The following is a 12,654-nucleotide window of genomic DNA, read 5'->3' as shown; positions in this document are numbered from 1 at the left end:
ATCGACTAGCTGTCTAGACGGCCTGCACGGGTTGTCATCAGCGCGGAGATCACGGGCCGTCGCCGGTAGGCTGCGGCTCGTTTACGATCATCCTGTCCACACCTGTGTATAACTATGTGGACAGTTGTTTCGTCACCAAGCGTGGCTGCCCCTCGACCCGGGATCTGCGAGAACCAGGGAGATTACGTCGTTGACCGATGACCCCGGTTCAGGATTCACAACAGTTTGGAACGCGGTCGTCTCCGAACTCAACGGCGAGTCGGCCTCGGAGGGAATGGCCACCAATCGCACCGCCCTCGCCACCCCGCTGACCCCGCAGCAGAGGGCGTGGCTGAACCTCGTCCAGCCGCTCACCATCGTCGAGGGATTCGCCTTGTTGTCGGTGCCGAGCAGTTTCGTGCAGAACGAGATCGAACGCCACCTGCGCGCCCCCATCACCGACGCGCTCAGTCGCCGGCTCGGTCAGCAGATCCAGCTCGGGGTGCGGATCGCCCCGCCGGCGGACGACGCCGACGACGCTGCCTTCACCGCAGCGGAGCCCTTCCCGCCCGGCCTGGAAGGCCAACCCCCGACCCAGGCCGACGATTCGGTCATCGACATCGACATCGACGAGGGTGACGAAAACGGTGAGATGGTCGCCGCCGAGCAAAGCTGGCCGAACTACTTCACCGAACGCCCGCATGCGGCCGATCCGGCCATCGCCGGCGGGACCAGCCTCAACCGCCGATACACCTTCGACACGTTCGTCATCGGTGCGTCCAACCGGTTCGCGCACGCCGCGGCCCTGGCCATCGCGGAGGCCCCGGCCCGCGCCTACAACCCCTTGTTCATCTGGGGAGAATCCGGCCTCGGCAAGACCCACCTGCTGCACGCCGCGGGCAATTACGCGCAGCGGCTGTTCCCCGGCATGCGCGTGAAGTACGTCTCGACCGAGGAATTCACCAACGACTTCATCAACTCGCTACGCGATGACCGCAAGGTCGCGTTCAAACGGAGCTACCGCGACGTCGACGTGCTGCTGGTGGACGACATCCAGTTCATCGAGGGCAAGGAAGGTATTCAGGAAGAGTTCTTCCACACCTTCAACACACTTCATAACGCCAACAAGCAGATCGTCATCTCCTCCGACCGGCCGCCCAAGCAACTCGCCACACTCGAAGACCGGCTGCGGACCCGGTTCGAGTGGGGCCTGATCACCGACGTGCAGCCTCCGGAACTGGAAACCCGCATCGCCATTCTGCGCAAGAAAGCACAGATGGAACGGCTGGCCGTGCCCGACGACGTCCTCGAGCTGATCGCCAGCAGCATCGAACGCAACATCCGCGAACTCGAGGGCGCGCTGATCCGTGTGACCGCCTTCGCGTCGTTGAACAAGACCCCGATCGACAAGTCTCTGGCGGAGATTGTCCTTCGCGACCTGATCGCCGACGCCAGCACCATGCAGATCAGCGCCGCGACGATCATGGCCGCGACCGCCGAGTACTTCGACACCACCGTCGAGGAGTTGCGCGGCCCGGGCAAGACGCGGGCGCTGGCCCAGTCGCGCCAAATCGCGATGTACCTATGCCGTGAGCTGACCGACTTGTCACTGCCCAAGATCGGCCAGGCGTTCGGCCGCGACCACACCACCGTGATGTACGCGCAGCGAAAGATCTTGTCCGAGATGGCCGAGCGCCGTGAGGTCTTCGATCACGTCAAGGAACTCACCACCCGCATCCGGCAACGCTCCAAGCGCTGATTCCGGCGATCCGCACAAACTTTTTCCAAAAAACTTCTCACTCCCCCGTCACACCTGTCACAGCCCGCTGCTGTGCGCACCGGTGTGCACAAACCGTCCAAAAACCGGTGGAGCACTCGCCGTTGCATACACACGGCCCCGCCATCCCCAGCGCCCGCCGACCGCCCACACAGTTGTCCACCGACTCATCCACAACCGGACCACTGCCCTAGCTGCGACAAGATCCGCTGTCCCCAGAATGCACAGCACTTACTACTAGTACTGAGATCTCTCCGTAGTTTCTTCTTTGAAATACAGCGTTGGGGACGCGCGTTGCCGGCGCGCCCGGCATGCCGTTGACGACGCGGCTTGTCGGCCTTTGCGATTAGCTTTCAAGATGGCCGCAGAAGATCTACGGTTGTTCAGCGACTGCTAGCGACGGGCGGCTAGCCACTTTGATTTTTCGGACACTCGGCAGGTAAAGGGACGCTATGGACGCGGCGACGACAACAGCTGGCCTCACCGACTTGAAGTTTCGTCTGGTGCGAGAGTCTTTCGCTGAGGCGGTGTCGTGGGTGGCGAAGAACCTCCCGACCAGGCCGGCGGTGCCGGTGCTGTCCGGGGTGCTGTTGTCCGGTTCCGACGAGGGACTGACGATTTCCGGGTTCGACTATGAGGTCTCCGCGGAGGCCCAGGTTGCGGCCGAAATAGCTTCTCCGGGAAGCGTTTTGGTGTCCGGAAGATTGTTGTCGGACATCACCCGGGCGTTGCCGAACAAGCCGGTCGACTTCTATGTGGAAGGCAATCGGGTCGCGCTGACGTGCGGAAGCGCGAGATTCTCCTTGCCGACGATGCCCGTTGAGGACTACCCGACGTTGCCCGCGCTGCCGGAAGGGACCGGAACCCTGCCTGCGGAATTGTTCGCCGAGGCGATCGGTCAGGTCGCCGTTGCCGCCGGCCGGGATGACACGCTGCCCATGCTGACGGGAATCCGGGTTGAGATTTCGGGCGACACGGTGGTTTTGGCGGCGACCGACAGGTTCAGGTTGGCGGTTCGCGAGCTGACGTGGTCGGCGTTGTCGCCCGACATCGAAGCCGCGGTGCTGGTGCCGGCCAAGACGCTGGCGGAAGCGGCCAAAGCCGGAGCGGACGGATCTGAGGTTCAACTGTCGCTGGGCGCCGGCGCGGGAGTCGGCAAAGACGGGTTATTGGGCATCAGCGGTAATGGCAAGCGCAGCACCACGCGGTTGCTGGACGCCGAGTTCCCGAAGTTTCGCCAGCTGTTGCCGGCCGAACACACCGCCGTCGCCACCATCGACGTCGCGGAGCTCACCGAGGCCATCAAGCTGGTCGCCCTGGTGGCCGACCGGGGCGCGCAGGTGCGGATGGAGTTCTCCGAGGGATCGCTGCGGCTTTCCGCGGGGGCCGACGACGTGGGTCGGGCCGAAGAGGACCTTCAGGTGGATTTCGTTGGCGAACCGCTGACGATCGCCTTCAATCCGACGTATCTGACCGACGGGCTGGCGTCGGTGCATTCCGAGCGGGTGTCGTTCGGTTTCACCACCCCCGGCAAGCCCGCGTTGCTGCGGCCGGCTTCGAACGACGACAGCTCCCGCACCGGCAGCGGGCCGTTCAGCGCGTTGCCAACTGACTACGTGTACTTGTTGATGCCAGTTCGGTTGCCCGGCTAGGTGTACGTCCGGCAGTTGGGACTGCGTGATTTCCGGTCCTGGGCGCACACCGACCTCGAATTACAGCCGGGCCGGACGGTGTTCGTCGGGCCCAATGGCTTTGGCAAGACGAATCTCATTGAAGCGCTGTGGTATTCGACCACCTTGGGTTCCCATCGGGTCGGCACGGACGCGCCGCTGATCCGGGCCGGCGCCGAGCGCGCGGTGGTTTCGACGATCGTCGTCAACGAGGGCAGGGAATGCGCGGTCGACCTGGAGATCGCGGCGGGCCGGGCGAACAAGGCGCGGCTGAACCGGTCGCCGGTGCGCAGCACCCGCGAGGTGGTCGGTGTGCTGCGCGCGGTGCTTTTCGCCCCCGAGGACCTGGCCCTGGTGCGCGGCGACCCGTCGGATCGGCGCCGCTACCTCGATGATTTGGCGACGGTGCGCCGGCCCGCCATCGCCGGTGTGCGCGCCGACTACGACAAAGTCTTGAGGCAACGCACGGCCCTGTTGAAGTCCCTTTCCGGCGCCCGGTACCGGGGCGACCGGGGTGCGCTGGACACCCTCGACGTGTGGGATAGCAGGCTGGCCGAGCATGGCGCGGAATTGATGGCCGCGCGGATCGATCTGGTGAACGAACTGGCGCCAGAGGTGGAGAAGGCGTATCAGTTGGTGGCGCCGGGATCGCGGTCCGCGTCCGTCGCCTATCGCGCAAGCCTCGGCGAGCACAGTCCGCAGGACTTCGACGGTAACGGTCGCGAGTTTCTGGAGGCGGCCTTGTTGGCCGCGCTGTCGGCGCGCCGGGACGCCGAACTGGAACGCGGGATGTGTCTGGTGGGGCCGCATCGCGACGACCTCGAATTGCGGCTCGGTGACCAACCCGCCAAAGGCTTTGCCAGTCACGGGGAGTCGTGGTCGTTCGCGGTGGCGCTGCGGTTGGCGGCGTATGAGTTGTTGCGTGCCGAGGGCACCGAGCCGGTGTTGTTGCTCGACGACGTGTTCGCCGAACTGGACGCCGCGCGGCGCCGCGCCCTGGCGGCGGTGGCCGAATCGGCCGAGCAGGTTTTGGTGACCGCCGCAGTGCTGGAAGACATTCCGGCGGACTGGGACGCCAGGCGGGTACACATCGATATGCGTGACGACGATTCAGGCCGGATGTCGGAGGTGCGACCATGAGTGGCGCCGATGATGGGGAAGGCGTCGACCGCCTGGGCGGGTTGACCGGGATCGATTTGGTGCGACGCACTCTCGAGGAGGCCCGCGCGGCAGCGCGCGCCCAGGGTAAGGACGCCGGCCGTGGCCGGTCGGCTCCGGCGCTGCCGCGGCGCGTCGCGGGGCAGCGCCGGAGCTGGTCGGGCCCGGGACCCGACGGGCGGGATCCGCAACCGCTCGGCCGGCTGGCGCGTGACCTCGCGAAAAAGCGCGGCTGGTCGACGCACGTCGCCGAGGGCATGGTGTTGGGCCACTGGTCCTCGGTGGTGGGACACCAGATCGCCGACCATGCGACTCCCACTGCGCTCAGCGAGGGTGTGCTCAGCGTGACGGCGGAATCGACGGCCTGGGCGACCCAGCTGCGGATGATGCAGGCGCAGCTCCTGGCCAAGATCGCCGCGGCGGTGGGCAACGGCGTCGTGACCTCGCTCAAGATCACCGGGCCCACCGCGCCGTCGTGGCGTAAGGGCCCACGTCACATCGCCGGGCGGGGGCCCCGGGACACTTACGGCTGAGGGATCCGAAGCGCAATTTATCCCCAGTGGCGCCTCTATCAACAGACGCCTCAGAGCCGCCAGAACGGAACGGACTTACATAACGCACGTCGGGACGCGCCCGTAACGCGGAAATCGTGTGCACGGCGCAGTTAGCTGGGTAGAAACGCGCCCAGAGAATCGGTGCTGGGGGTCCTTCACGGTAGAGTGGTGGGGTGCGACTGTCGCGGTGACCGATCCGCCCGCATGAAACCCCGAGGAGAGCATTCCGACCGTGGCTGCCCAGAAGAAGAAGCCTCAAGAAGGATACGGCGCTTCATCCATCACCGTGCTCGAAGGGCTGGAGGCCGTCCGCAAACGCCCGGGCATGTATATCGGCTCCACCGGTGAGCGTGGTTTACACCACCTCATCTGGGAGGTGGTCGACAACTCGGTGGACGAGGCGATGGCCGGTTACGCCACCCAGGTCGACGTGCGGCTACTCGACGACGGCAGCGTGGAGGTCGCCGACAACGGCCGCGGCATTCCCGTGGCGATGCACTCCACGGGCGCCCCGACCGTCGACGTGGTGATGACCCAGCTGCACGCCGGCGGCAAGTTCGGCGGTGAGAACAGCGGCTACAACGTCAGCGGCGGTTTGCACGGCGTCGGTGTGTCGGTGGTCAACGCGCTGTCCACCCGGCTCGAGGTGGACATCAAGCGCGACGGCTACGAGTGGTCACAGTTCTACGACCACGCCGTCCCGGGCACCCTCAAACAGGGCGAGGCCACCAAGAAGACGGGAACCACGATCCGGTTCTGGGCCGACCCCGACATCTTCGAAACCACCCAGTACGACTTCGAGACCGTGGCGCGCCGCCTTCAGGAGATGGCATTCCTCAACAAGGGTTTGACGATCAACCTCACCGACGAGCGGGTGGAGCAGGACGAGGTTGTCGACGAGGTCGTCAGCGACACGGCCGAGGCCCCCAAGACCGCCGAAGAAAAGGCGGCCGAGTCGCGCGCACCGCACAAGGTCAAGCACCGCACCTTCCACTACCCCGGCGGCCTGGTGGACTTCGTCAAGCACATCAACCGCACCAAGAGCCCGATCCAACAGAGCGTCATCGACTTCGACGGAAAAGGCACCGGCCACGAGGTCGAAATCGCCATGCAGTGGAACGGTGGCTACTCGGAGTCGGTGCACACCTTCGCCAACACCATCAACACCCACGAGGGCGGCACGCACGAGGAGGGCTTCCGCAGCGCGCTGACCTCGGTGGTGAACAAATACGCCAAAGACAAGAAGCTGCTGAAGGAAAAGGACGCCAACCTCACCGGCGACGACATCCGCGAAGGCCTGGCCGCGGTCATCTCCGTCAAGGTCAGCGAGCCGCAGTTCGAGGGGCAGACCAAGACCAAGCTGGGCAACACCGAGGTCAAGTCCTTCGTGCAGAAGGTGTGCAACGAACAGCTGACGCACTGGTTCGAGGCCAACCCGTCGGAGGCGAAAACCGTTGTGAACAAGGCGGTGTCGTCGGCCCAAGCGAGGATCGCCGCCCGCAAGGCCCGCGAGCTGGTGCGCCGCAAGAGCGCCACCGACCTGGGCGGGTTGCCGGGCAAGCTCGCCGATTGCCGCTCCACCGACCCGCGAAAGTCCGAACTGTATGTGGTCGAGGGCGATTCGGCCGGCGGCTCGGCCAAGAGCGGCCGCGACTCGATGTTCCAGGCCATCCTTCCGCTGCGCGGCAAGATCATCAACGTCGAAAAGGCGCGCATCGACCGAGTGCTGAAGAACACTGAGGTCCAGGCGATCATCACCGCACTCGGCACGGGGATCCACGACGAGTTCGACCTCAGCAAGCTGCGGTACCACAAGATCGTGCTGATGGCCGACGCCGACGTCGACGGCCAACACATTTCGACGCTGCTGTTGACGTTGTTGTTCCGCTTCATGCGCCCGCTGATCGAGAACGGGCACGTGTTCTTGGCGCAGCCCCCGCTGTACAAGTTGAAGTGGCAGCGCAGCGATCCCGAGTTCGCCTACTCCGACCGCGAGCGCGACGGCCTGCTGGAGGCCGGGCAGAAGGCCGGCAAGAAGATCAACAAGGAAGACGGCATCCAGCGCTACAAGGGTCTGGGTGAGATGGACGCCAAGGAGTTGTGGGAGACCACGATGGACCCGTCGGTGCGGGTGTTGCGCCAAGTCACCCTGGACGACGCGGCGGCCGCCGACGAGCTGTTCTCCATTTTGATGGGCGAGGACGTCGACGCGCGCCGCAGCTTTATCACCCGCAACGCCAAGGACGTTCGCTTCCTGGATGTCTGATGAGTCAGGCGCTCCGAACCAAACGAGGAATAGATGACTGACACCACGCTGCCACCCGGCGACGAGGCCGGCGACCGCATCGAACCGGTTGACATCCAGCAGGAGATGCAGCGCAGCTACATCGACTACGCGATGAGCGTGATCGTGGGCCGCGCCCTGCCGGAGGTGCGCGACGGCCTCAAGCCGGTGCACCGCCGGGTGCTGTACGCCATGTACGACTCCGGGTTCCGACCGGACCGCAGCCACGCCAAGTCGGCGCGGTCGGTGGCCGAGACGATGGGTAACTACCACCCGCACGGCGACGCGTCGATCTACGACACGTTGGTGCGCATGGCCCAGCCCTGGTCGCTGCGGTATCCGCTCGTCGACGGGCAGGGCAACTTCGGTTCGCCGGGCAACGATCCACCGGCGGCGATGCGCTACTGCGTCAGCGCGGATGCGTCGGTGGCGCTGGCTTCGGGGGAACCGATTCGGATCGCGGACATCGTGCCCGGTGCGCTACCAAATACCGACAACGTCATCGACATGAAAGTTCTTGACCGGCACGGCAATCCGGTGCGGGCCGATCGATTGTTCCATTCGGGAGAGCACGAAACCTACACCGTGCGGACGGTCGAGGGCTACGAAGTCACGGGCACTGGAAACCACCCGTTACTTTGCCTCGTCAACGTCGCCGGTGTTCCCACGCTCCTCTGGAAGCTGATCGAAGAGATCCGGACGGGCGACTGGGCCGTCGTGAATGCCAACTGTGTGGCTTATGCCGGCGACACCCGGACAACGGCGTGCGTGGCGCCCACGGTCGACGAGGTACCCGGGCTCGCGGAATTCCTCCAGTTCTACGGGGATGACCCGGACGCCGCAGCCATCGCGACCGACCTCACCGACGGCCGGTTCTATTACGCGCGCGTGGCTTCGGTAACCGAGGCCGGCGTTCAACCCGTGTACAGCCTGCGCGTCGACACCGATGATCACGCATTCCTGACAAACGGCTTCGTCAGCCACAACACCGAAGCCCGGCTGACCCCGCTGGCGATGGAGATGTTGCGCGAAATCGACGAGGAGACAGTCGATTTCATCCCGAACTACGACGGCCGGGTGCAAGAACCGACGGTGCTGCCCAGCCGGTTCCCCAACCTGCTCGCCAACGGTTCGGGTGGCATCGCGGTCGGCATGGCGACCAACATCCCGCCGCACAATCTGCGTGAGCTGGCCGAGGCGGTCTTCTGGTGCCTGGAAAACCACGAGGCCGACGAGGAAGCGACCCTGGCCGCCGTCATGGAGCGGGTCAAAGGCCCCGACTTCCCGACCTCCGGGCTGATCGTCGGCTCGCAGGGCATCAACGACGCGTACAAGACGGGCCGCGGGTCCATCCGGATGCGCGGTGTGGTGGAGGTCGAAGAGGCCAGGGGCCGAACGTCTTTGGTGATCACCGAGTTGCCGTATCAGGTCAACCACGACAACTTCATCACCTCGATCGCCGAGCAGGTCCGCGACGGCAGGCTGGCCGGGATCGCCAACATCGAAGACCAATCCAGCGATCGCGTGGGCCTGCGCATCGTCATCGAGCTCAAGCGCGACGCGGTGGCCAAGGTGGTGCTCAACAACCTCTACAAGCACACCCAGCTGCAGACCAGCTTCGGCGCCAACATGCTGGCCATCGTCGACGGGGTGCCGCGCACCCTGCGGCTGGACCAGATGATCCGCCACTACGTCGCGCACCAGCTCGACGTCATCGTCCGCCGCACCACCTATCGGCTGCGCAAGGCCAACGAACGGGCCCACATCCTGCGCGGTCTGGTCAAGGCGCTCGACGCGCTGGACGAGGTCATCGCCTTGATCCGGGCGTCGGAAACCGTCGACATCGCCCGCGCCGGCCTGATCGAGCTCCTCGACATCGACGAGATCCAGGCCCAGGCGATCCTGGACATGCAACTGCGCCGGCTGGCGGCGCTGGAGCGCCAGCGCATCATCGACGACCTGGCCAAGATCGAGGCCGAGATCGCCGACCTGGAGGACATCCTGGCCAAGCCGGAGCGCCAGCGCGCGATCGTGCGCGACGAGCTCACCGAGATCGTCGACAAGCACGGCGACGACCGTCGCACCCGGATCGTGGCCGCCGACGGCGATGTGAGCGACGAGGACCTCATCGCGCGCGAAGACGTCGTCGTCACCATCACCGAGACCGGCTACGCCAAGCGCACCAAGACCGACCTGTACCGCAGCCAGAAGCGCGGCGGCAAGGGCGTGCAGGGTGCCGGCCTCAAGCAGGACGACATCGTCGCGCACTTCTTCGTGTCGTCCACGCACGACTGGATCCTGTTCTTCACCACCCAGGGCCGGGTGTACCGGGCCAAGGCCTACGAGCTGCCGGAGGCTTCCCGGACCGCGCGGGGTCAGCATGTGGCCAACCTGCTGGCCTTCCAACCCGAGGAGCGCATCGCCCAGGTCATTCAGATCCGCAGCTACGAGGACGCCCCCTACTTGGTGTTGGCGACGCGCAACGGCCTGGTCAAGAAGACCAAGCTGACCGACTTCGACTCCAACCGCTCGGGCGGGATCGTGGCGATCAACCTGCGTGACAGCGACGAGCTGGTCGGCGCGGTGCTGTGCTCCTCCGAGGAGGACCTGCTGCTGGTCTCCGCCAACGGGCAGTCCATCCGGTTCTCGGCCACCGACGAGGCGCTGCGGCCGATGGGCCGGGCGACCTCCGGGGTGCAGGGCATGCGGTTCAACGCCGACGATTACCTGTTGTCGTTGAACGTGGTCCGCGAGGGCACGTATCTGCTGGTCGCCACCTCGGGCGGGTACGCCAAGCGCACCGCGATCGAGGAGTACCCGGTGCAGGGCCGCGGCGGCAAGGGCGTGCTGACCGTTCAGTACGACCGACGCCGTGGCAGGCTGGTGGGCGCGCTGATCGTCGACGACGACAGCGAGCTGTACGCGATCACCTCCGGCGGGGGCGTCATCCGCACGGCGGCACGTCAGGTCCGCAAGGCGGGACGGCAGACCAAGGGCGTGCGGTTGATGAACCTGGGCGAGGACAACACGCTGTTGGCCATCGCGCGCAACGCCGAGGAAGCCGCGGACGAAGCCGTCGAGGAGGCCGAGGGCACCGAGGAGTCGTAAGGCTTAAACTCGGTCCGACCAGACATCATCCAACTGCCACCGCGCAGGCGTTCATGCAGAAGATCTAAGGAGTCGGGGTGACCTCACCGAACGAGCCGGGCGCCCCCAACCAGGGCGACGGCCTCAATGGCGACGGTTCGGTCGAGCGCGCCGGCGCCCACCGCGCGTCGCCCGCGCAGGCAGGCGCCACGCGGCCGTCCCACGCGGCGCCGCGCGAGCCCGAATCCCAGGGCGCGCCGCGGCCGGGCTCCCCCGCCGGCGCCGATGCGCGGACGAACCGCGTCGTCTTCGGCACCGCCGCACCGGGTGGCGGTGCTCCCGCGCGCCCGAAGCACCCGCCGTACGAGTTCGACGCGGCGCCGGCGCGAGGCGACAGCCCACCCGCCGAGGCCTACGCCAGCGAGTTGCCGGATCTGTCCGGCCCGCTTCCGCGGCCCCCGCAGCGCAAACCCGCCCCGGACCGCGGCGCCGAGACGCCGGGCCCGTCGGCGCCGTCGGCCCGCTCGGCGACCGCCGAAAGCCGGGACAATCGTGAGGGCCGCGAGAACCGCGTCCAGGTGTCGCGGCGCACCCGCGGCCCGGTTCGGGCCAGCATGCAGATCCGCCGGATCGATCCGTGGAGCACGTTGAAGGTGTCGCTGCTGCTCTCGGTGGCGTTGTTCTTCGTCTGGATGATCGCGGTGGCGTTCATGTACCTCGTGCTCGGCGGCATGGGCGTGTGGGCGAAGCTGAACAGCAACGTCGGCGACTTGCTGAACAACACCAGCGGCAGCAGCGGCGAATTGGTATCCAGCGGCACGATCTTCGGCGGCGCCGTGCTGATCGGCCTGGTGAACATCGTCCTGCTGACCGCGATGGCGACCATCGCGGCGTTCGTCTACAACCTGGCCACCGATCTGATCGGCGGCATCGAAGTCACGCTGGCGGATCGGGACTAGTGCCGATCACGCGGTTTTGGGGGTCCGGCGACGATTGCGGTAATCTCGTCGCTCGGCCCTACGCGAGTAAGGGCCTGTAGCTCAGGCGGTTAGAGCGCTTCGCTGATAACGAAGAGGTCGGAGGTTCGAGTCCTCCCAGGCCCACAACCATGTGTCCGTCCAGACGTTGCGTGAGGCTTGCATTGCCACTGGCGCTGGTCGCCGTAGCGGCGGCGGTGGTGCGGTCACGACGCGGGGTCGAGGTCTGGCACGTGGCGGTGGCTGACCCGACCGATCACCCGCCGAGCCACGACGAGGGGCCTTAGCTCAGTTGGTAGAGCACCGCCTTTGCAAGGCGGGTGTCAGGGGTTCGATTCCCCTAGGCTCCACAAAACCATCGGAACCCTAGAGGTCGGCGCCTTCGGCCAAGTAGGTGACACTGTACCAACGCCTCGTCGGCGCTACCCCTGTCTCGTAGCTGTCGGTCGCGACCACCGACTCCAGGCGGACATCCGTCAGATGCGGGTTCTGGACGCGAACCTGGTCTTCGAGCGCCGCCTCCAGTGCGCCACCGGTGAGGGCGCCATCCGCGAGCACCCTGGCCTCATACCTCGTCCAAGTCACGCCCTACATCCTCTCCGGAGCCGAGGAAGCGTTGCGCCAGGGCGCGTTCGGCGGCCGGGTCTTTGAGCGGCCAGCACCACAGCGCCAGGAATACGCGGATCAGCCACTGCGCGGCCAGGGGATCGTCGTTGTCCGGGCCGAGCATTTCGGCGGCCAAGCCGGTCACCGTGGGCGAGCTGATGACCCACTCGCTCACGGGAGTCGCATGCGTGGGCTGCATGAGCTGAACCAGTGGATCCGACCGCAGTCGTTGCAGTGCGATGAGGGTGGCGGCCACGACGCGATCCGGGCCCCTCAGGTCCTCGATGGCCTCCCGGGTGGCGTCAACGATGCGAGCCGCGTGGATGGCGACAACGGCATCGCGGATGGCCGCCTTGCCGCCGGCGTGCCGGTAGACCGTCGCGGGCGAGCAGTGCACCCGGGCCGCCAAATCCTCGATCGTGAACCCCTCGTAGCCCTTGCGGGAGATGAGATCCGCGGCCGCGGCGTGGATCCGTTCCGTGGCCTCGCTGCGGCGATCACGCCCCACCAACCAGTCGTCGCGCGGCATCCACCCATGCTCCACTACATCGCAGCGCTCCGA

At 66.3% G+C, this 12,654-nt stretch carries 9 protein-coding genes and 2 tRNA genes; 9 read left to right on the top strand and 2 right to left on the bottom strand.

Features of this window, described 5'->3' with window-relative positions:
• The first annotated feature begins 190 nt into the window (after positions 1-190).
• From dnaA to MTAB308_RS16545, 9 genes are all read left to right on the top strand, one after another.
• Positions 191-1,738, top strand: coding sequence for a chromosomal replication initiator protein DnaA (gene dnaA / locus MTAB308_RS16585; RefSeq protein ID WP_077100534.1), 1,548 nt, complete (start codon positions 191-193; stop codon positions 1,736-1,738).
• Positions 1,739-2,208: 470 nt separating this feature from the next.
• Positions 2,209-3,408: a DNA polymerase III subunit beta gene (gene dnaN / locus MTAB308_RS16580; protein WP_077100533.1), complete on the top strand. Its 1,200-nt coding sequence runs from the start codon at positions 2,209-2,211 to the stop codon at positions 3,406-3,408.
• Positions 3,409-4,566: a DNA replication/repair protein RecF gene (gene recF, locus MTAB308_RS16575; RefSeq protein ID WP_077100532.1), complete on the top strand. Its 1,158-nt coding sequence runs from the start codon at positions 3,409-3,411 to the stop codon at positions 4,564-4,566. It begins immediately after the preceding gene.
• Positions 4,563-5,117, top strand: coding sequence for a DUF721 family protein (locus tag MTAB308_RS16570; protein WP_077100531.1), 555 nt, complete (start codon positions 4,563-4,565; stop codon positions 5,115-5,117). Before recF ends, MTAB308_RS16570 begins: the two co-directional genes overlap by 4 nt.
• Positions 5,118-5,370: 253 nt before the next feature.
• A complete protein-coding gene (gyrB, locus tag MTAB308_RS16565; protein WP_077100530.1) occupies positions 5,371-7,404 on the top strand; it encodes a DNA topoisomerase (ATP-hydrolyzing) subunit B in 2,034 nt (677 codons plus the stop codon).
• 33 nt (positions 7,405-7,437) lie between these two features.
• Entirely contained in the window at positions 7,438-10,530 is a 3,093-nt protein-coding gene (gyrA, locus tag MTAB308_RS16560) for an intein-containing DNA gyrase subunit A (protein ID WP_077100529.1), read from the top strand.
• A gap of 77 nt (positions 10,531-10,607) precedes the next feature.
• Positions 10,608-11,468, top strand: coding sequence for a DUF3566 domain-containing protein (locus MTAB308_RS16555; RefSeq protein ID WP_077100528.1), 861 nt, complete (start codon positions 10,608-10,610; stop codon positions 11,466-11,468).
• A gap of 70 nt (positions 11,469-11,538) precedes the next feature.
• Positions 11,539-11,612 (top strand) — tRNA-Ile (locus MTAB308_RS16550).
• A gap of 151 nt (positions 11,613-11,763) precedes the next feature.
• Positions 11,764-11,836, top strand: a tRNA-Ala gene (locus MTAB308_RS16545).
• 16 nt (positions 11,837-11,852) lie between these two features.
• Here the strand turns inward: MTAB308_RS16545 and MTAB308_RS16540 are convergent.
• Together MTAB308_RS16540 and MTAB308_RS16535 are read right to left on the bottom strand one after the other, a co-directional pair.
• A complete protein-coding gene (locus MTAB308_RS16540) occupies positions 11,853-12,071 on the bottom strand; it encodes a hypothetical protein (protein ID WP_077100527.1) in 219 nt (72 codons plus the stop codon).
• Positions 12,052-12,621: a TetR/AcrR family transcriptional regulator gene (locus MTAB308_RS16535; protein ID WP_077100526.1), complete on the bottom strand. Its 570-nt coding sequence runs from the start codon at positions 12,619-12,621 to the stop codon at positions 12,052-12,054. The genes MTAB308_RS16540 and MTAB308_RS16535 overlap by 20 nt, the downstream gene beginning before the upstream one ends.
• Positions 12,622-12,654: the final 33 nt, after the last annotated feature.

Source organism: Mycobacterium terramassiliense, from assembly GCF_900157385.1.
GTDB classification, from domain to species: Bacteria; Actinomycetota; Actinomycetes; order Mycobacteriales; family Mycobacteriaceae; genus Mycobacterium; species Mycobacterium terramassiliense.
This window is presented reverse-complemented; position numbering and strand designations above follow the sequence as displayed.

Excerpts from the sequence above, each read along its gene's own strand:
- dnaN (WP_077100533.1), top strand. The coding sequence starts at position 2,209 with ATGGACGCGGCGACGACAACAGCTGGCCTCACCGACTTGAAGTTTCGT.
- MTAB308_RS16570 (WP_077100531.1), top strand. The coding sequence starts at position 4,563 with ATGAGTGGCGCCGATGATGGGGAAGGCGTCGACCGCCTGGGCGGGTTG.
- gyrA (WP_077100529.1), top strand. The coding sequence starts at position 7,438 with ATGACTGACACCACGCTGCCACCCGGCGACGAGGCCGGCGACCGCATC.
- MTAB308_RS16535 (WP_077100526.1), bottom strand. The coding sequence starts at position 12,621 with ATGCCGCGCGACGACTGGTTGGTGGGGCGTGATCGCCGCAGCGAGGCC.